The sequence below is a fragment of the Paenibacillus sp. Y930 genome (assembly GCF_056786375.1).
The window spans coordinates 444,104-461,193 of the sequence record NZ_JBXCIX010000001.1; the positions used below are offsets into that span (position 1 = coordinate 444,104).

Annotated in this window: 17 protein-coding genes; 1 reads left to right on the forward strand and 16 read right to left on the reverse strand. The window is 41.1% G+C overall.

Going from position 1 to position 17,090, the window contains the following annotated elements:
* Positions 1-105: 105 nt before the first annotated feature.
* The 6 genes from AC1TO5_RS02195 to AC1TO5_RS02220 form a co-directional block, all read right to left on the reverse strand.
* On the reverse strand, positions 106-1,392 hold the full coding sequence (locus tag AC1TO5_RS02195) for an ABC transporter substrate-binding protein (protein ID WP_482061802.1): 1,287 nt from the start codon (positions 1,390-1,392) through the stop codon (positions 106-108).
* 495 nt (positions 1,393-1,887) lie between these two features.
* On the reverse strand, positions 1,888-2,175 hold the full coding sequence (locus tag AC1TO5_RS02200) for a stage VI sporulation protein F (protein WP_482061150.1): 288 nt from the start codon (positions 2,173-2,175) through the stop codon (positions 1,888-1,890).
* Between the two features lie 71 nt (positions 2,176-2,246).
* Positions 2,247-4,304, reverse strand: a complete 2,058-nt coding sequence (recG, locus tag AC1TO5_RS02205) for an ATP-dependent DNA helicase RecG (protein ID WP_482061151.1) — start codon at positions 4,302-4,304, stop codon at positions 2,247-2,249.
* Positions 4,305-4,311: 7 nt separating this feature from the next.
* Positions 4,312-5,169 carry a DegV family protein gene (locus tag AC1TO5_RS02210; RefSeq protein ID WP_482061152.1) on the reverse strand — a complete coding sequence of 286 codons (858 nt, stop codon included), beginning with the start codon at positions 5,167-5,169 and terminating at the stop codon, positions 4,312-4,314.
* A 37-nt stretch (positions 5,170-5,206) separates the two neighbouring features.
* Positions 5,207-6,913 carry a DAK2 domain-containing protein gene (locus tag AC1TO5_RS02215; protein ID WP_482061803.1) on the reverse strand — a complete coding sequence of 569 codons (1,707 nt, stop codon included), beginning with the start codon at positions 6,911-6,913 and terminating at the stop codon, positions 5,207-5,209.
* Positions 6,914-6,969: 56 nt separating this feature from the next.
* Positions 6,970-7,329 (reverse strand): Asp23/Gls24 family envelope stress response protein, encoded by a 360-nt coding sequence (locus tag AC1TO5_RS02220; RefSeq protein WP_482061153.1) that lies wholly within the window; start codon positions 7,327-7,329, stop codon positions 6,970-6,972.
* Between the two features lie 266 nt (positions 7,330-7,595).
* On the opposite strand from AC1TO5_RS02220, the gene rpmB reads away from it, so the two are divergent.
* On the forward strand, positions 7,596-7,784 hold the full coding sequence (gene rpmB, locus AC1TO5_RS02225) for a 50S ribosomal protein L28 (protein ID WP_482061154.1): 189 nt from the start codon (positions 7,596-7,598) through the stop codon (positions 7,782-7,784).
* Between the two features lie 99 nt (positions 7,785-7,883).
* On the opposite strand, the gene spoVM is transcribed toward rpmB, so the two are convergent.
* The 10 genes from spoVM to def form a co-directional block, all read right to left on the reverse strand.
* Positions 7,884-7,964, reverse strand: a complete 81-nt coding sequence (gene spoVM / locus AC1TO5_RS02230; RefSeq protein ID WP_258200341.1) for a stage V sporulation protein SpoVM — start codon at positions 7,962-7,964, stop codon at positions 7,884-7,886.
* Between the two features lie 132 nt (positions 7,965-8,096).
* Positions 8,097-8,369, reverse strand: a complete 273-nt coding sequence (locus tag AC1TO5_RS02235; RefSeq protein WP_482061155.1) for a hypothetical protein — start codon at positions 8,367-8,369, stop codon at positions 8,097-8,099.
* A gap of 18 nt (positions 8,370-8,387) precedes the next feature.
* Positions 8,388-9,032, reverse strand: coding sequence for a ribulose-phosphate 3-epimerase (gene rpe / locus AC1TO5_RS02240; RefSeq protein ID WP_482061156.1), 645 nt, complete (start codon positions 9,030-9,032; stop codon positions 8,388-8,390).
* A 5-nt stretch (positions 9,033-9,037) separates the two neighbouring features.
* Positions 9,038-10,030 carry a ribosome small subunit-dependent GTPase A gene (gene rsgA, locus AC1TO5_RS02245; protein ID WP_482061157.1) on the reverse strand — a complete coding sequence of 331 codons (993 nt, stop codon included), beginning with the start codon at positions 10,028-10,030 and terminating at the stop codon, positions 9,038-9,040.
* Positions 9,987-12,176 (reverse strand): Stk1 family PASTA domain-containing Ser/Thr kinase, encoded by a 2,190-nt coding sequence (gene pknB, locus AC1TO5_RS02250; RefSeq protein ID WP_482061158.1) that lies wholly within the window; start codon positions 12,174-12,176, stop codon positions 9,987-9,989. Before pknB ends, rsgA begins: the two co-directional genes overlap by 44 nt.
* The gene (locus tag AC1TO5_RS02255) at positions 12,173-12,934 is read right to left on the reverse strand and encodes a Stp1/IreP family PP2C-type Ser/Thr phosphatase (RefSeq protein WP_482061804.1); all 762 of its coding nucleotides are present in this window, start codon (positions 12,932-12,934) and stop codon (positions 12,173-12,175) included. The genes pknB and AC1TO5_RS02255 overlap by 4 nt, the downstream gene beginning before the upstream one ends.
* 12 nt (positions 12,935-12,946) lie before the next feature.
* Complete coding sequence (rlmN, locus tag AC1TO5_RS02260; protein ID WP_482061159.1) at positions 12,947-13,993, reverse strand: dual-specificity RNA methyltransferase RlmN; 1,047 nt, start codon at positions 13,991-13,993, stop codon at positions 12,947-12,949.
* A 147-nt stretch (positions 13,994-14,140) separates the two neighbouring features.
* Complete coding sequence (rsmB, locus tag AC1TO5_RS02265) at positions 14,141-15,613, reverse strand: 16S rRNA (cytosine(967)-C(5))-methyltransferase RsmB (protein ID WP_482061160.1); 1,473 nt, start codon at positions 15,611-15,613, stop codon at positions 14,141-14,143.
* 3 nt (positions 15,614-15,616) lie between these two features.
* Positions 15,617-16,561, reverse strand: a complete 945-nt coding sequence (fmt, locus tag AC1TO5_RS02270; protein ID WP_482061161.1) for a methionyl-tRNA formyltransferase — start codon at positions 16,559-16,561, stop codon at positions 15,617-15,619.
* 1 nt (position 16,562) lies between these two features.
* Positions 16,563-17,051 carry a peptide deformylase gene (gene def / locus AC1TO5_RS02275; protein ID WP_482061162.1) on the reverse strand — a complete coding sequence of 163 codons (489 nt, stop codon included), beginning with the start codon at positions 17,049-17,051 and terminating at the stop codon, positions 16,563-16,565.
* Positions 17,052-17,090: the final 39 nt, after the last annotated feature.

Genomic DNA, 17,090 nt, shown 5'->3' on the forward strand with positions numbered 1-17,090 from the left:
ATTAAACCCACAACTAATACATAGAGTTTAATATACAATCGTGGCTTCTCATGGGCTCTAGCCAATTAATATATCAATATGAAGTTATAGACTGATTTTCTGAGTCTATTTAAAGCCTTTAAGAATTTCATCAGCCTGTGTTTGTGATTTCTCCAATGCTTCCTTAGCAGTCATATCACCTTGTAATGCAGCCTGAATATTATCATTGAATAACTTCGTAACTTGACCATTCTGGTAAGTAGACAATTCACTCTGCGCATATTCCAGTTGATCTCTGGCAATTTTCGCCTGAGGGAACTCTTCTACATATGCTTTCAAAACATCTGTTTCATAAGCTGCCTTAGTCGTTCCAACATAGCCAGTCTCCATCGACCATTGTGCAACACGCTCAGGCTGCGTTAAGAACTCAATGAACTTCGCTGCTGCCTGCTTGTTTTCTTCCGGAATATCTTTGAACACATATAGATTTCCGCCGCCAGTTGGTGAACCGTATTGCTTGTTAGCAGGCAAGAAAGCTACACCAAAATCAAATGCTGCTTCGTTTTTCACCTTCGTTAGATTACCTGTTGTATGATACATCATTGCTGTTTTTCCGCTAATAAAATCAGATGGGACAGTCGCCCACTCAATGATGCCTTCAGGCATAACTTTATCTGTTTGACCTAAGTCCATATACATTTGCAAGCCTTCTTCAACATGTGGTTGATTGAAAAACACTTGTTTTCCATCCGTAGACATAATGTTGTCTCCACCTTGGAGAGCCAATGCTTGCAGCATCCAGTATTGGTAACCTGTGCTTGGTATTTCAATACCCCATTGCGATACGTTACCTCCTGTATCCTTGGTCGTTAATGCTTTGGCATATTCTCTCATTTCAGTCCAATTCGTAGGTGCATTTTCTGGGTCTAGACCAGCCTCCTTAAATGCATCTTTGTTGTAATAAAGTACGATCGTGCTGCGTTGGAATGGAATACTCCATACCGTATCACCTGATTTGGTATTACCCATGAAAGCATCATAGAAGCCATTGAAATATTCTGGAGTAAATCTCGGTGTCAGATCTTCAAGTGCATCCATAGAAAGAAGTGAATAGAGATCTGTTGATAGAAGTACAGCAATGTCTGGTGCATTATTACCTTGTACGGCAGTCATGACCTTCGTTACAGTATCTTGATAACTTCCACCATAAATCGGCTTTATTATAATATTTTCATTTTCTTTTTCAAAGTCTTTCGCCAAATTGTCAATAATTGTAGTAATAGGCCCCCCTACAGCAACTGGGAAATAAAATTCTAACTCAACTGCTTTGTCACTGCTTCCACCAGGCTTCTGGCTTGATCCAGGATTGTTAGACTCCCCATTACTACATGCTGAAATAATTAATGCAAACATAGCTAATAAAACAATAATCTTCTTCACTTAAATCCCCCCAAAATAATTATTATATTATAATAATGGCAATACCTGTCTAACTATAATACATTTTTGTAAATAACAATCACGATTTATATGATTATTTTGTAAAGCACCATGCTAATCATACGTTAGGATATTCTAAATAATGTCCATGAAAATATTAAAAACCCCGCGCAGGAACCACTTTCATTTCTGAAAGTGTTCTTTGCGCAGGGTTCTCATTATCTCTACCGCACTATTAAATTCGATTATTTTCATACTACATGCATTTCACAAATTTGACAATTTTCATTTATTAACCTGTTGAAAGTTTCATTTGCTCTTGCACTAGCATACGCTGTCGATCTACTTCCTTTACATCAACAATGCATACCGATAGTGGTATGATGTTCTGCAAAAGGGTTCTCCATTTTCTCGCCCGTTTCAGCAAAGTTATTTAATTAGTGATTTTCGTGCATACTTAACACTAGTTTAGCGGAACATACTCCACAACTTTAGCAAATGAAGTGTATTGTTCGGATCGATTTTTTGCGCTAATACGAAATTAACAATTTGCTCTTCCTGTGTTTCAGTTAGTTTTTCCTGCAAAATAGTTGCTGCTGATTTGGTAAGCTTACGAACCTTTACTCGATTCTGCAAATCGTATTTGGTAGCATCACCAAGTAATTTGCGCAGACGTTCCTTTGTCGCTGGATTTTTCGACTTGAACTTCACTCTTTCTACTAACTGTGGACTAATACCGAACTTTTGATAACTCATTAACCAGACACCTCCGTATAGGCAACTACCTCTAATGAATTAACTATATGCAGGCAATCACCAATAATTGCCTAATCTATTTGTTCTCCTTGAAATAAAGGATCATTCCGCAGCCATTCTATTAATCGAGCATACGCTGAATCATGCCAAAAACTATCCTGAGCAACAAGATCAGAGGCATCTTCCCTCGCTTGCTCAAGTAATTCATAGTCAGCAACCATATCGGCAAGCTTAAACTCTGGTAGACCGCTTTGCTTCGTCCCGAAGAAGTCTCCTGGACCGCGCAGTTCAAGATCACGGCGCGCCACTTCGAAACCATCATTAGTATCGGTCATAACCTTCATTCGTTCTCGACCGACGTCTGACTTAGGATCAGCAAGTAATATACAATACGATTGATGCTCGCCACGCCCTACTCGACCACGTAGCTGATGCAATTGCGATAGTCCAAAACGCTCAGCATCCATAATCATAATAATCGTTGCATTAGGCACATCGACGCCTACTTCAACAACGGTTGTTGCAACTAACACTTGTGACTCATTCCTGGCAAAAGCACTCATCGATGCTTCTTTCTCAACTGCACTCATCCGACCATGCAGCAATCCGACTTGTAGATCAGGAAATGCCTGTTGCATCGTAATATGAACGTCAATGACATTCTGTACTTCGAGCTTCTCTGACTCTTCAATTAGCGGGCATATAACATAGGCTTGACACCCAAGCGCTACCTGCTTACGAATAAAGCCATGTGCGCGATCTAATGAACTATGTTTAACCCAAAATGTATCGATCGGCTTACGCCCTTGTGGGCGCTCACGAATCGTCGATACATCCATATCACCAAATGCAGTAATCGCAAGCGTCCGCGGAATCGGAGTCGCTGTCATTGTAAGTACATCCGGATGAATGCCCTTCTGACGTAATATACTGCGCTGATTAACACCAAAGCGATGCTGCTCATCGACGATAACAAGACCTAATTTTCTGAAGAAAACATCCTCTTGAATAAGTGCGTGAGTACCAACAACAACATCAATAAGCCCCATCTGCAAGGAGGCCAGCATATCACGTCGCTTACGCTCACCTAAGCTTCCAGTTAACAGCCCTACTTGAATGTTCGTATGCTCAAATAGACGCGTCAAGCTCTTCAGATGTTGTTCTGCTAATATTTCCGTAGGAACCATTAATGCACCTTGGTAACCTGCTTTCACTGCGCTATAAAGTGCGATCGCAGCGACTACCGTTTTCCCTGAACCAACGTCACCTTGCAGTAAACGGTTCATCCCATAGTTACGTCGCATATCTACGGAAATCTCATTAATTGCTTTCTTCTGACCATCCGTTAGCTCGAAAGGTAACGTCATAGCAAATTCGCGAATCCATTGACTTTCAATCGGCATAGCGATGCCTGCTTGTCTGCGATGAGAAAGTGCACGATATGCCTGCAATCGAAGCTGGAATAAAAATAATTCCTCATACACCATCCGTCGTCGTGCTTCTTGTCCCGCAGCAAAATCTCCAGGATGATGGATGTGCGTAATAGCTTCTGTTCGATTCATCAAATTATATTTTTGAACGAGTGCATACGGTAAAACTTCTTCTACCATACTGCTATATTGTTCAAGTGTTGCTGTAATTAATTTGCGAATCCACGGTTGCGTAATCTTTCCACCTACCGAATAAACAGGCTGCAATGTATCCATCTTGGCAGATGGCTTCACCGCATCAACAAACTCTGATTCTGACACGGTCAATTGCATACGGGACTGTTCCCACTTACCAGTTAACATAATTTCTCGATCGGGAATTAATCCTTCACGTAGAAATTGACGATTGAACCACGTTGCATTAATTAACTGAATACCAACTTGTATTTTACACGTTAGACGAGATTTGGACTTACCATAACGTTGCAGCACAGGAACGCCACGTACCGTTCCAATAACAGTAGCTTTTTCCCCGCTTTTTATTTCAGTTAAGTCACGCACACGATAATCTTCATATCGAAACGGAAAATATAATATAATATCATTCACAGTATATAAGCCAAAGGCGTGAAGCTCCTGTTCCTTAAGAGCACTCACGCCTTTCAACTGTTTAACTGGAATTTGATCAAGTTTGATCATCCCAAGCTCACACCTTATATAAGAATACAGCGGAAGTACCAGGACCAGTATGAGTACCGATAACGGTACCAACAGCTGTATAATGGATTTCCTTAACATTAAGTTCAGCAGTAACACGTGTTTCCAGCTCTTGTGCGATCATTACATCATCTGTCTTCGCGACAACAAGACCAATCTCAGCATCACCATAAGCTTCTTTCAATAGCTCGACAATTTTGGACATAGCTTTTTTACTACCTCTTGCTTTATCAGCAGAGTATACTGCGCCTACTTCATCTAGCGACAGAATCGGCTTAATATTAAGCAAAGAACCGATAAGTGCAGCTGCTCTGCCTATACGTCCGCCTTTTTGTAAATATTCAAGTGTATCCACTAAGAAAAAGATTTCTGCACTTTTCTGTCTTTCTTCAATTGCCGCTAAGATTTCTTCAACAGAAGCACCTGCTTCCGCCATTTTTGCCGCAAGAATAACTTGCATGCCATTACCATAGGATGCTGACTTGGAATCAATAACTGTAATATTCGCAGTTTCATCTTCAATCATAGAGCGGGCAATCGAAGCCGATTGATACGTTCCACTTAGAACCGAAGCAAGATGAATGGAGATAATTGGACCGGTAGGGTCCTCTGCTAGTAGACGCTCATACACATCAATGAATTCAGCAGGTGATGGCTGAGATGTTGTCGGCATTACTGATGATGATTTCAGACGCGCATAGAAATCATCCGTTGTCATATCAATAGCATCTCGATAGGTTTCCTCACCGAACAATACTTTAAGTGAAACCATCGTAATTCCGTATTTCTCACGTACATCTGCTGGAATGTCCGCAGTACTATCCGTAACAATTCGAATATTTCCCATCTAACGATATTCCCCTTTCCTTATCGCTTTATTGATCTTACTCGACTGCAAAAATATATGGATATAGCGGCTGACCACCATACTGCAATTCAATTTCTAGATCGCTGTAATGCTCGCCAATCCACTCGCTAAGCGAAGCTGAAATATCATCCGTGGAGCCTTCACCAGTAAGAATGGTAACAATGTCCCCTTCTTCTTCAAGCATACTTGCCAGTAGTGCTTTACATGCATCTAGCAGTTCCGCCTCAGAAGTAACAATTGCTTTTTCCTTAATACCGATATAATGTCCTTCAGTAATTTCTATACCGTCAATACTTGTATCACGAACAGCTTTCGTAATCTGACCTGATACGACCGTACTAGCAGCAGAAATCATCCATTCTTTGTTGCGTTCTGCTGTTTCATCTTCTTTGAAAGCAAGTACCGCTGCAATCCCCTGTGGAATTGTTTTCGTTGGTATTACAGTAACCGAGCGCTCTGTTAATTCCACCGCCTGCTCAGCAGCTAATATAATATTGCTATTATTCGGGAAGATGAAAATATGATTAGCAGATAATGCTTCAATTGCTTTCACAAAATCTTCTGTACTTGGATTCATCGTCTGTCCACCAGATAATACGATATCGACATCACTACTGCTGAACAATTCCGCAACACCATCACCAAGCGCTACTGTAATCATACCGTACGGTGCACGCTCGAACGCTTGCTCCGTTGGACGATTATCAATAGCCTGTCCTGCCAACAGCACTGCAGCAGATAAATTCACAGTTGATTGGTGAACCTCTTCTTCAAGCAATTCACGATGCTGTTCACGCATATTAAGAATATGCATATCTGTAAGCTCACCATATGGAACAGACAAATTGAATACATCGCCTGGTTTACGAGAATGAACATGAACTTTAATAAGGTCATCATCTGTAATTACTAGAATTGAATCCCCGTCTTTAGATAATGCTTTCTTGTAAGCGGATTCATCAAAAAAAGATACGGAAGCTCCCGATATATTACGTTTGATGAAAAATTCCATGTCATAGAAGAATTCAATATCTAAAGTCTCTAGTTTTGCTTGAGCGGAGAGCAGATCCGTGTGACGTACAAGTTCTGGAACATATACATCTGCTGGTGCAGCTTCAGATATGAAGTGATCTACTATTTCTGAATTGCCGGATAATGATTGCACAAAACCTTCATAAATATAGACTAGACCTTGACCACCAGAGTCTACAACGCCAACTTGCTTCAATATTGGCAAAAGGTCAGGTGTTTTTTGCAATGCTTCATAAGCTCTTTGATGTACTTCTTTCATTAATTCAAGTACTTCAGTATTGCGACGAGCAAATTGCACGGCATGACGTGCTGCTTCTTTTGCTACAGTAAGTATCGTTCCCTCTACTGGCTTCACCACAGCCTTATATGCCATATCCACACCATGTTGCAGTGCAACAGCAATATCGATAGCTGTAGCTTCTTCAGCATGAGCTAATGACTTAGAGAAGCCTCTAAATAGTTGAGAGAGAATAACTCCTGAGTTACCTCGCGCCCCCATCAATAACCCTTTAGATAATGCTTCTGCTGTTTTTCCCAGATGAGCAGATTGTTTGTTTTTCAATTCAGTTATTCCTGAAGTCATTGTTAGATTCATATTTGTTCCAGTATCGCCATCTGGCACTGGAAACACGTTAAGTGCATTAACTTGTTCAGCATTACGCTTTAGTAAGTCAGCTCCTAATAATGCCATTCCAGCAAAATCGGAACCGTTAATAGCTCGCTTACCCAATGAAATTCCCCTTCCTGCTAGGTAGATACCCTTACATCTTGTACAAAAATATTAACTTCGTTAACTGCAAGGCCGATTACATCATTCAACACATAAGTCACTTTTGACCGAATATTACTTGCTACTTCGGATATTTTCGTTCCATAACTCACAATAATATACAAATCAATATATACACCTTGTTGATCCTGTCTTATTTCAACACCCTTAGTCCAATTATCTCGACCGAGAAGAACTGCGAGTCCATCCTTAAGTCCATTTCGTGAAGCCATTCCTACGAGTCCATAACATTCCATAGCGGCAGAACCAGCAATTGTTGCAATACAACTATCAGATACATTAATCTGACCATAATCATTATCTAATTGTATCGGCATAACTTTTCACTCCTCGCCATATATTATGGACTAATTTCCATTGTACTATAAACATCAATTTTATTGAAGTGCGTAGTGAAAATTTGCAACATTTCAATTAGAATTAGGTTGAACAGAGACCGACTTTGTGTTACGATATTTAGGTCTGTTTATATTAGAAGTAATATGCATGATTAATTATTCAAGAAGCATAGTCTTTACATAGCTGTAGAGGCAATGAGCTGTTAAAGCAAGAACACTTGATATTTGGTGAAGGAGGTGTACTTATGTCCCGCAAATGTTTCGTAACTGGCAAAGCGCCTGGAAGTGGTAACAACAAATCTCACGCGAACAACACAACTCGTCGTACTTGGGGAGTTAACGTTCAAAAGGTTCGTATCCTAGTGGATGGTAAACCAAAACGTGTATACATCAGCGCTCGCGCGTTGAAGAATGGTAAAATTACTCGTGTGTAATTTACCATAGACAAAAGCACCTGAATCTTCAGGTGCTTTTTTTGTTGTAATGTTGTACGTTATCACGAAGTTTATGATTGCGTCAGCCAGCATTATGTTTTAGCTTTTTTGGAATGTATTAAGCACTGCTTTTACAAAACCACCCAAAAATTTAGGTAATTTAATGGTATAGAACTTCATGTCCACCCCTCCTCGAAACACGCGGTTACATTTTCCGTGTGAACTCCACTCTTGTAATCATAATATGCAAAAAGAGCGCAACGTATACCACCACATGCTTCAAAGAAAGATTATTTCACGCCCATTTTTAAATTACTGTCCTGATAAAAATTCAGGATTCGTTAGGCTTTGATAGACGACAAACATAACTACGCCAAAAAAGTACATGAAAATAGCTAGTAGAACAAATGTAATTCGTAAACCAATCGTTTCAAAACGTCTGAAAAAGCGAATACCGATATAAATCGTTAACAAAGAAAAAAGATACTTAATAAATGAATCTATCGATGAAAATATCGCTAACGTTCCGCCAGCCATTACTGCATAGAGGAGGACCCAAAGCGTCGTTTTTATGTTGAATTTCATCCGTATCCATTCCTCCTATTATCGTAATGAAGCAATAGCTTCAGCACGATTAGAAGCATTGAATATAGCATTACCCGCTACAAGGACATTCGCGCCAGCATCACGCACAAGCTGCGCTGTCTGCGCATTAATACCACCATCTACTTGCACGTCGATATGAGATAGCTCGTGTTGGTGTAAGAGCGCCTGTAGCTCACGAAGCTTAGCTACAGAATAAGGAATAAACGATTGTCCACCAAATCCAGGATTAACGGTCATAATAAGTACCATATCAATATCTTCAAGAATTGGTATTAACGAAGCAACAGGCGTAGCTGGATTAAGCGCAACACCTACAGGCAGACCTTTTTCCTTAATAGAATAAATCGTTCGATGTAGATGAGCACACGCTTCAAGATGAACCGTAATCCGATCAGCGCCAGCAGCAATGTAATCAGCAATATACTGTTCTGGACGTTCAATCATAAGATGAACATCAAAAGGAAGCTTCGTTTTCGAACGAACTGCCGCAATAACTGGAGGGCCAAATGTAAGGTTAGGCACAAAGTGACCGTCCATTACATCGATATGAACCCAATCAGCGCCTGCTGCTTCAATTGATTGAATTTCTTGACCTAATAGTGAAAAATCAGCCGATAAAATCGATGGTGCAATAATAGTCATGAGTGTTAGTACCTCCGTTTTTGGTCTTTGAGTTCTGCAAGAAAAGTTATATAATGCTCGTGTCTGCTTGCTTCAATCTTTCCTGCTGCAAGTTGTTCAAGTACGGCACAACCAGGCTCCTGAACATGTGAACACCCTCTAAATTTACAGTCTGGAGCAAGCTCACGCATTTCGATAAAACCATAGGCAAGATCAGAAATACCAAGCTCCGTAAAATCAAGCTGACTGAAACCTGGAGTGTCTGCGACATAGCCCCCACCAATATCGATAAGCTCAACATGACGAGTCGTATGTTTACCACGACCAAGCCGATTACTTATCTCATTGGTTTCAAGTGTTAATCCTGGAACGAGCGCATTCAATAGCGAAGATTTCCCCACTCCTGATTGCCCAGCAAACACTGATACATGTCCTTTCAAGCGTTCATGTAACGGGGATATGCCTTCTTGTTCCACAGAACTCGTCCCATAAATTTCATAACCCAAATTACTGTAGATACGAGTGACTTCCTCGATACTTTTGAGTGCCTCTTCCTGCAATGATTCCTTACTATTGGCATCATGAGTTAAATCTTGCTTACTTAAGCAAAGAACAGGCTGAATACCTGCATGCTCGATATGAAGCAAAAACTTATCCAATAATTGCAAATTAAGTGCAGGTTCATGAACAGAAAAGACGAGAATAGCAAGATCAACATTGACGACAGCCGGGCGAATTAATTCTGAACGTCTAGGTAGTAATTCGACAACCGTTCCTTCCCCGTTTTCGGTGAGCACATAATGAACATCATCACCTACTAAAGGAGTAAGGCCTCTGTTTTTAAACACTCCTCTAGCACGGCATTGTACCGTGCTAGAATGAGTTCGATCATGCCTGGGTTGAACGTAATAATAACCACTTAGCGCTTTAACGATCACTCCCTGGAGACTAGCGGAAGAATCTGTAGTTGTCTCATTATTCTTCTGACCATGCTTCCGTGGATTGCTCGGTTTGCTCATTATTGTCGTTACCCTCCGTTTTATGATCTGGCTTACCATTGGAATTAGAATTAGGGTTAGCATTAGGATTAGTATTGGTTTCTGTATCTGCAGGTGTTTCCGTAGGCACGATTTCATTGCCGGGAATTTCTAATCCTGTTGTTGAACCCTTTGAAATATCTTTATATCTAATATCCTTAGTATCCATGAATGCACCATCTCTATATACAGATACTCTCGCAACCGTATCTGGATCAAGCACAAGCGTTACTGGAATATCAACCGTACTTGTTATGGTAATAGGAGCAAGCTCCACATTTTCACCACGAGCATCGGAATATTGAATTTCCACTTCACTTGCCGAGCCACTATTAGCTGGTGAAATTCGCACATTAAATTGATACGTTTTGGCATCTGCAGGTTGCCCTGTACTTACAACAATAAAAACTTTACTACCTTTAACAACTTCTTCATTCGGCATGATATCTTGGCTTATAACCTCGTCTTTATCGAACAAATAACTAGCCTCATATTTAATATTACTGTCTTCAAGTATTAGACCGTAAGCTTTCAAAATATCTTTAGCATCAGCTAATTTTTTGCCCTCCAGAGTTGGCATAACGACTGTCTCTGGGCCAGCACTCACTGTAAATGTAATTTTCACATCATCAGGATTAATTTCTAAGCCTGAATTTGGTGTTTGCTCTAAGATAGTTCCAACCTCTGAATCATCGTTCACTTCGATAAATTCGAGTTGCGCTTCCTTAATGCCAAGCTCAACTAAGGCATTAATGGTAGCTATTTTCATTCCACCAACATAGTTAGGCAGTTCTTTCAGCTCAGGTCCACTACTTATCGTCAATTCGATAAACGAGCCGACTTTCACCTTCATACTCATCTTCGATTGCTCCATAACTACACCTAATGGAACAATTTTACTTGGTTCACGCGTAACTTGTTCGTGAACTCTTAAGCCTACCAAAGCAATCTCTTCGCGCGCTTTTTCCTCTGTCAATCCAACAACGTACGGTAATTTTACGTCATCAATTTGCAATGTATCTAATAACTTGAAAAACCCCCATATTAACGCCGCTAAAAACACTAACGTAACAAGCACGACGATTAATGGCTTTTTCCAATTCATAGTTTTCGTAGCTAATTCGTTGTCTTCCAGTTGTACCGTGTTCATCGTCTCAGTAAATCGAGTAGTCTGACCAATCGGTCCCGTCGCCTGCTGCGTACGAGCAGGATTCGTATCAAACATTTGCGAAGATCGAATAGCAGGCATGACTTTTGTTTCCTGCAACTCATCCACATGCTTAAATACAATTTTCGGTTCGTACAAGCGGTGCGGCTGAAGACAAGTTTCCAAATCCTCTATCATTTTCTTTGCCGAAAGATATCGTTCGTCCGGATTTTTTCGCATCGATTTCAAGATAATATTTTCTACCGATTGAGGAATATGCGAATTGGCAACTCTCGGTTCCACAAAATCATCCTGCAAATGTTTCAGTGCAATACTTATCGGGCTTTCTCCGAAAAATGGAAGTTCTCCCGTTAACATTTGATATAACACAATACCTAAAGAATATAAGTCCGATTTTTCACCTGTATTCACACCTTTGGCGTGTTCAGGTGAAAAATAATGTACAGAACCAACAACGGAGCCCGTATGTGTAATCGTTGAAGACGTTACCGCTCTAGCGATACCGAAATCCGTCACTTTCGCTCGACCGTTATTGCCAATAAGAATATTATGCGGTTTAATATCGCGGTGAATAATATGGTTCGTATGTGCATGATCAAGAGCTTCACATATTTGCTGGGCGATATGTACTGCTTCTTCAATTTGAAGAGGAGCACGTTCGATAATAACTTCATTCAAGTTATGGCCTTCTACATATTCCATAACAATATAGTGAATATCTTCTTCTTGACCAACGTCATATATGCTAACAACATTAGGATGAGAAAGTGCCGCTGCTGATTGACCTTCACGACGAAAACGACGAATAAACTCTTCATCGTGAACAAATTGTTGTCGCAATACTTTAACCGCTACTTTCCGATTAAGTAGGACGTCATGTGCTTTGTATACTAAAGCCATGCCGCCTCCACCTATACGGGAAATAATTTCATAGCGGCCAGCAAGATCGTGTCCAATCATAGTGTCTCCTCCTTTCCTTGCGCATGACCACTTGGATCACACAGAACAAGCGTAATGTTATCTTCTCCACCCGCCTCATTGGCTAATGCAATTAATTGATCTGCACTTGTTTCTAGTGGTTGCTGATTCATTACGATTTGCTGAAGTTGAGACTCACTAACACGATTAGATAAGCCGTCACTACATAATAGTAAAGTATCTACGCTATTCCATTCCATAATACGCACATCAACCTCGACATCATCGTCAGTACCAATCGCACGTGTTAATACATTTTTACGAGGATGATGTTCAGCCTCTTCCGCTGTTAATTGCCCTGATTGTACTAACGCATTGACTAAGGAATGATCCGCGGTTAGCTGCTCAATGCCTTGTTCATTAATGCGATAAGCTCGGCTATCGCCTACATGCCCAATGATCATCATATGATCCCATATTAAGGAAGCAACAATCGTAGTACCCATATTATGATACTGTTCCATATGTTTCGCTAATTGAAATATTTCATCGTTCGCTTGACGAATAGCAATACGCATAAGACGTTTCCCGTCTTCTGCACTCCAATTCGTTATTTCCTCATGCTGCGCAAGAATTCGTTGAAAGGCTGATACTGCGATTTGACTCGCAACATCACCAGCCTGATGACCGCCCATACCGTCTGCTACAATAGCAAACGATAGCTGAGCATTAATATTACCAGTTAACGCAGAATCCTCATTCACTTGACGAATTCTACCAATATCACTGCGACTAACCATTAACAAACGTAATCACCTCGTCGTAGATTCCATATGTTTGGCTCTTAATTGACCGCAAGCCGCTGCAATATCATGACCTTGCTCTCTACGTATCGTAACATTGATGTTATTCTTTTCTAATACTCTTGCAAATTCAAAAATATCATCACGTGGTGTACGCACATAATCTCGCTCGGGTACGTGGTTAACTGGAATTAAGTTAACATGACATAACATATCTTTGATTACACTAGCTAGTTCTTCTGCATGTTCCACTTGATCGTTCACTCCGCCGATAAGCGCATATTCAAAAGAAATACGACGGCCTGTTTTCGCTTGGTAATAACGAATCGATTCAATAACATCATCAAATGGGAAGCGACGGTTAACTGGCATCAGCTTAGAACGTAGCTTATCATTCGGAGCATGAATGGACAGCGCCAAATTAATTTGCGTGTTTTCATCAGCGAATTTGTAAATACTTGGCACAATTCCACTTGTCGAAACGGTAATATGACGTTGACCAATATTCAGGCCTTTCTCATGAATCATATTACGTAAAAACGTCATAGTTGCATCATAGTTTTCAAATGGTTCACCAGAACCCATAATAACAATGCTGGATACGCGTTCTCCCGTAGCATCAAGCATCATTTGTGCGGTAACCACTTGAGCAACAATTTCTCCAGCTGTTAAGTTACGCTTTAACCCGCCCAGTGTAGATGCGCAGAAGGTACAGCCAATCCGACAACCTACTTGCGTCGTTACACATACGCTATTGCCATAGCTATGACGCATAATAACTGTTTCAATCCCATGATTATCTTGTAGTCCAAACAAAAACTTGACAGTACCGTCGCGGGATTCGAATTTCGTAATTTCTGTCAACGTTAGGAATTCGAATTTATCCGTTAAAGCTTGACGAAGACTTTTTGATAAATTCGTCATTTGTTCGAAGCTTGTTACACGTTTCACATAAATCCAATCAAATACTTGATCAGCACGGAAAACCGGCTCACCAATCTCTTTCAGCCACTCTTGCAACTCATCATGTCTATAGTCATAAATAAATGGTTTCATCTCATCACACCTGTATAGTTTATAGGTACTTCATTTTCGCTAAGCGAAAGTAAAGTATGTTTCAGTATATTTTAGCATAAACGCCGCTTTGGAGCTATCTGTCAATGTTATGTCACCTTAGCACCCATTATAACAAACTAATTTTGCTTATTGGTGACGAACGAGACGAGCAATGAAAAACCCATCGCTATTGGCATATTGCGGTAGTAACTGTAATTGTCCATCGAATGAATCGTCGATAATATGTTGCGCTCGTAGAGATTCTAATAGTGGCTCTGGCCAATGCGCGTCTAGCTTATACTGCGGATGTTTAGCAAGAAACTGAGCAATCTGCAGTTCGTTCTCTTCCTTGGCAATTGTACATGTGCTATATACCAATGTACCGCCTAACTTCACCAGATCACTCATAGCATCAAGCAGTTTACTTTGAATGGCTGCTATCGCTGTGACATCACTATTCTCTTTCGTCCACTTAATCTCAGGTTTACGGCGAATAACGCCAAACCCACTGCATGGAGCATCAAGTAGGATCGCATCAAAGCTTTGTTTCTGCAGTCGATCAGCAAGCAAGGTCGCATCTCCGCTCATCGTCTCAATATGTGAAAGCCCCAGTCGCTTCGCTTGATCTTCAATTAATTGGCGCTTATGCTCATGCAAATCGTTAGAAATAAGTTTTCCTTTACCTTGCATCAATTCGCCGATGTGCATACTTTTCCCGCCTGGTGCGGCGCAGGCATCCAGAACGACCATCCCTGGCTTAGGCTGTAACACTTCCGCTACGAGCATAGAGCTTTCATCTTGTAGAGACCACTGGCCACTAGCAAAACCTGCTAAGCCGGCAAGATGACCACCACGATGTACATTAATGCCCGCTGGTGCAAGTGGAGACGCCGTTGCATTCAGGCCTTCTGATTCAAGTGCTTGCAATACTTCAGCTACCGATGCTTTCATCGTGTTGACTCGAATCGAGCTATGCGGCACTTCGTTGCTGCTACTTAAAATTTGCTCGGTTGTCTCAAAGCCATACTCATCTAGCCAACGCTTTACTAGCCACTCAGGGAATGAATAGCGAACTGACAGCATCTCTACTTTACTTGGCAAATGGATCCCACTAATGACAAGTTCCTCTTGGCCACGAATGGCGCTACGTAATACACCATTAACCATACTAGAAATTCCTTGATGACCTTTACGCTTGGCGATATTAACCGCTTCGTTCACAACAGCATGCGGCGGAATACGATCCAGCCATACTAGCTGATAAATACTAAGTCTTAACAATTGATGCACCCAAGGTTGCAGCTTATGCAAGCCTTTAGCAACAAACTTCGTTAACCAATAGTCGATCGTTAGCTTGCGACTAATCGTACCGTAGACGATTTCCGTTGCAAGCGCAGCATCTTGCCGAGATAGTTGTTGTTCTTGTAACGTCTTATTCAATTGCAAATTACTATAAGCTCCCGCTTCCTCTACTTTAACTAGCACCTCTAAAGCGATTAGACGCGCTGACTTCGGTTTTGGTTGCGCAGATTGTCCCTGACTTGTTCCTGGAGCTCCATTACTAAACTTAGCTTTGTTAGTAGATGGAGCTTGTCTATTTGTTGAAGGTTTCTTATTCATAGTCTACTCCTGTACGGCTGAAACGAGTTCAACACCAATAATTGCTCTAGCACCTTGCAGCCAATCTGCGACATCCATCATTCGCTTGCCTGCAGGCTGAACTTGTGTAAGTAATAATTGCCCATCGCCAGTTTGCACCGCAATGCCTTCAGCACTAGCAGCAATAATCGTGCCAGCTGTTGCATCTGCATGTGAAGATAGTGGCTTACATGTCCAAATTTTGAAAGGCTCATTATTCAAATAAGTGAATGCACCAGCCATCGGTGACAAACCTCGCACTTGATTGAATATCGCTCTCGCAGACTGCGTCCAATCGATACGTTCATCTTCTCGTGTCAAATTAGAAGCATAAGTAGCTTCATCCTCATTTTGCGCCACGGCAGGAAGCTCACCCGCAAGCAGCGGCGGTAACGTTTCGATGAGCAATTGCGCACCAGCAACACTAAGTTTGTCAAACATCGTACCCGAATTATCTTCGTCGGTTATAGGAAGCGCAACACGGCTAAGCATATCGCCAGTATCAAGACCTACTGCCATATACATAATCGTAACGCCCGTCTCAGCTTCACCGTTAATGATCGAGCGCTGGATTGGAGCACCTCCACGATAACGTGGAAGTAAAGAGCCATGCACATTAATGCAACCATGCTTTGGCAAATCAAGCACAGCTTTAGGTAGAATTTGACCATAAGCTGCTGTAATAATAAGATCTGGCTTATAGCTTGCTACTTCAGCTACGGCCTCTTCATTACGCATACGTTCAGGTTGAATGACCGGCAGTCCAAGCTCTAGCGCAGCTTCTTTCAATGGTGGTGCTGTTAGTACTTTCTTGCGACCTTTCGGGCGATCTGGCTGCGATACGACTGCGACTACGTTATAGCCTGCTTCCATCAATGCACGTAGAGAAGGGACAGCGAAAGTCGGTGTCCCCATGAAAACGATACGCATATTATTTTTCGCCACCTTTTCTTACCTGATCAGAAATATCATACGTATTCAGTGCAATATCTGTGAACAATATACCATTCAAATGATCAACTTCATGTTGAAAAGCACGCGAAAAATAGCCTGTCGCTTCAACGGTAAATGTCTCACCATCACTATTTTGACCTTCAACAACAATATGATCTGCACGAAGCACTTCACCATTAATATTAGGAATACTTAAGCAGCCTTCTGGACCTAGCTGTTCACCATCACGTTCAATAATGACAGGATTAACCATTTCAATCAGACCATTCTCATCACCAACATCTACAACAATAACACGTTTCGATATACCTATTTGCGGCGCTGCAAGTCCTACTCCATCCGCATCGTACATCGTTTCAGCCATATCTTTCAATATTTTCTTTAAATTAGCATTGAATTTCGTTACTTCCTTCGCAACTTCACGCAACACTGAATCTGGTTCTTTAACAATTAGACGAATACTCATACTATGACCTCACTTTATCTTCTAAATATTAATTTTACA

What these genes read in the sequence shown, in the direction of transcription:
- rpe (WP_482061156.1), bottom strand. Translation starts at nt 9,032, where the DNA reads ATGACTATTATTGCACCATCGATTTTATCGGCTGATTTTTCACTATTA.
- fmt (WP_482061161.1), bottom strand. Translation starts at nt 16,561, where the DNA reads ATGCGTATCGTTTTCATGGGGACACCGACTTTCGCTGTCCCTTCTCTA.
- AC1TO5_RS02200 (WP_482061150.1), bottom strand. Translation starts at nt 2,175, where the DNA reads ATGAGTTATCAAAAGTTCGGTATTAGTCCACAGTTAGTAGAAAGAGTG.
- recG (WP_482061151.1), bottom strand. Translation starts at nt 4,304, where the DNA reads ATGATCAAACTTGATCAAATTCCAGTTAAACAGTTGAAAGGCGTGAGT.
- spoVM (WP_258200341.1), bottom strand. Translation starts at nt 7,964, where the DNA reads ATGAAGTTCTATACCATTAAATTACCTAAATTTTTGGGTGGTTTTGTA.
- rsmB (WP_482061160.1), bottom strand. Translation starts at nt 15,613, where the DNA reads ATGAATAAGAAACCTTCAACAAATAGACAAGCTCCATCTACTAACAAA.
- rlmN (WP_482061159.1), bottom strand. Translation starts at nt 13,993, where the DNA reads ATGAAACCATTTATTTATGACTATAGACATGATGAGTTGCAAGAGTGG.
- AC1TO5_RS02215 (WP_482061803.1), bottom strand. Translation starts at nt 6,913, where the DNA reads ATGGCATTATTAGGAGCTGACTTACTAAAGCGTAATGCTGAACAAGTT.
- AC1TO5_RS02255 (WP_482061804.1), bottom strand. Translation starts at nt 12,934, where the DNA reads ATGGTTAGTCGCAGTGATATTGGTAGAATTCGTCAAGTGAATGAGGAT.
- def (WP_482061162.1), bottom strand. Translation starts at nt 17,051, where the DNA reads ATGAGTATTCGTCTAATTGTTAAAGAACCAGATTCAGTGTTGCGTGAA.
- AC1TO5_RS02235 (WP_482061155.1), bottom strand. Translation starts at nt 8,369, where the DNA reads ATGAAATTCAACATAAAAACGACGCTTTGGGTCCTCCTCTATGCAGTA.
- AC1TO5_RS02220 (WP_482061153.1), bottom strand. Translation starts at nt 7,329, where the DNA reads ATGCCGATACAATTAGATAATGATTATGGTCAGATTAATGTATCTGAT.
- AC1TO5_RS02195 (WP_482061802.1), bottom strand. Translation starts at nt 1,392, where the DNA reads ATGTTTGCATTAATTATTTCAGCATGTAGTAATGGGGAGTCTAACAAT.
- rpmB (WP_482061154.1), top strand. Translation starts at nt 7,596, where the DNA reads ATGTCCCGCAAATGTTTCGTAACTGGCAAAGCGCCTGGAAGTGGTAAC.
- rsgA (WP_482061157.1), bottom strand. Translation starts at nt 10,030, where the DNA reads ATGAGCAAACCGAGCAATCCACGGAAGCATGGTCAGAAGAATAATGAG.
- pknB (WP_482061158.1), bottom strand. Translation starts at nt 12,176, where the DNA reads ATGATTGGACACGATCTTGCTGGCCGCTATGAAATTATTTCCCGTATA.
- AC1TO5_RS02210 (WP_482061152.1), bottom strand. Translation starts at nt 5,169, where the DNA reads ATGGGAAATATTCGAATTGTTACGGATAGTACTGCGGACATTCCAGCA.